Annotated in this window: 1 protein-coding gene; it reads right to left on the bottom strand. The window is 70.3% G+C overall.

Going from position 1 to position 2,007, the window contains the following annotated elements; all coding sequences use genetic code 11:
• Positions 1-33: 33 nt before the first annotated feature.
• Positions 34-2,007: pyruvate dehydrogenase (acetyl-transferring), homodimeric type (locus AB0C69_RS41705; protein ID WP_360362330.1), on the bottom strand; the 1,974-nt coding region annotated here is incomplete at its 5' end.

Raw genomic sequence — 2,007 nt, forward strand, 5'->3', positions numbered from 1 at the left:
ACGGGGGTTCCAGGGGGTCGCCCCCCTGGGAGATCACGCGTCGCCGCCGGTGTTGCTCTCGGCGCTGCCGACGCCGCCCGCGAAGACGTCGCTGACCTCGGCGTCCAGCCGGTAGCGCCGGATCGCCTCCGTCAGGGTCTCCGGCTTGATCTCGCCGTGGCGGGCGAGGCGGGTGAGCACCGCGAGGACGATCGACGCGGCGTCCACGTGGAAGAACCGCCGGGCGGCGGCGCGGGTGTCGGAGAACCCGAACCCGTCCGTGCCGAGCGAGGTGTAGTCGCCGTGCACCCACGGCGCGATCTGGTCGGGCACGGCGCGCATGTAGTCCGACACCGCGACGATCGGCCCGGCGACGTTGTCGAGGACCCGGCTGACGTACGGGACGCGCTGGTCGGCGTCGGGGTTCAGCAGGTTCCAGTCGTCGCACTCGCGGGCCTCGCGGGCCAGCTCGTTCCACGACGTGGCCGACCACACGTCCGCGGCGACGCCCCAGTCCTCGGCGAGCAGCCGCTGCGCTTCGAGGGCCCACCGGCCGCCGACGCCGGAGGCGAGGATCTGCGCCCGGGGCGCCTCGCCGTTCCCGGAGGCGACCTCCGGGGCCGCCTTGTGCCGGTACAGGCCCTTGAGGAGCCCGTCGACGTCGAGGTTCTCGGGCTCGGCGGGCTGCTGGTAGGGCTCGTTGTAGACGGTGAGGTAGTAGAAGATGTCCTCGCCGTTGGGGTGCTCCTCGGACGACCCGTACATGCGCCGCAGCGCGTCCTTCACGATGTGGGCCAGCTCGAACGCCCACGTCGGGTCGTAGTGGACGCACGCGGGGTTGGACGCCGCGAGCAGCGGGGAGTGGCCGTCGGCGTGCTGGAGGCCCTCACCGGTGAGCGTCGTGCGGCCGGCGGTGGCGCCGAGCAGGAACCCCCGGCCCATCTGGTCGCCGAGCGCCCACATCTGGTCGCCGGTCCGCTGGAACCCGAACATCGAGTAGAAGATGTAGACCGGGATCATGTGCTCGCCGTGCGTGGCGTAGGCGGTGGCCGCCGCGATGGTGGAGGCCATCGACCCCGCCTCGCTGATGCCCTCGTGGAGCATCTGGCCGCTTTCGGCCTCCTTGTACGACAGCAGCAGCTTGCGGTCCACGGCGTCGTAGGTCTGCCCGTGCGGCGAGTAGATCTTGGACGTGGGGAAGAGCGAGTCCATGCCGAATGTGCGGTACTCGTCCGGCGCGATCGGTACGAACCGGGCGCCGATGTTCTCGTCCTTGATCAGGTCCTTGAGCAGCCGGACGAACGCCATGGTCGTCGCGATGTTCTGCTTGCCGGACCCCTTCCTCAGCTCGCTGTAGACGGGGTCGCCCGGCAGCTTGAGCGTCTTGGCCCGCACGACCCGCTTCGGCAGGAACCCGCCGAGGGCCGCGCGGCGCTCGCGCATGTACTGGATCTCTTCGGAGTCCTCGCCGGGGTGGTAGTACGGCGGCAGCGGCTGCTCCAGCGCCGAGTCGGGGATGTCCAGGTAGAGGCGGTCCCGGAACTCCTTCAGCTCGGCCTTGGTGAGCTTCTTCATCTGGTGGGTGGCGTTGCGGGCCTCGAAGTCCGAGCCGAGCGTCCAGCCCTTGATGGTGTGCGCGAGGATCACGGTCGGCTGCCCGACGTGCTCGCGGGCCGACTTGAACGCCGCGTACACCTTGCGGTAGTCGTGCCCGCCGCGCGACAGCTTGCGCAGGTCGTCGTCCGACAGATGCTGGACGATCTTGCGCAGCCGCGGGTCGTCGCCGAAGAACTTCTCCCGGATGTACTCGCCGGACTCGACGGAGAACGTCTGGAACTGGCCGTCGGGCGTCGTGTTCATCTGGTTGACCAGGACGCCGTCGACGTCCTGCGCGAGCAGCGGGTCCCAGTCGCGGCCCCAGATGACCTTGATGACGTTCCAGCCGGCGCTCGGGGCCGTCCCCGACCAGCAGGAGGGTGACCGGAGCGCCCTGCTCGCGCAGCAGGGCGGCGGCGTCGATGAGCGTGT

Origin of the sequence: Actinomadura sp. NPDC048032 (genome assembly GCF_040653175.1) — a bacterium.
GTDB classification, from domain to species: Bacteria; Actinomycetota; Actinomycetes; order Streptosporangiales; family Streptosporangiaceae; genus Spirillospora; species Spirillospora verrucosospora.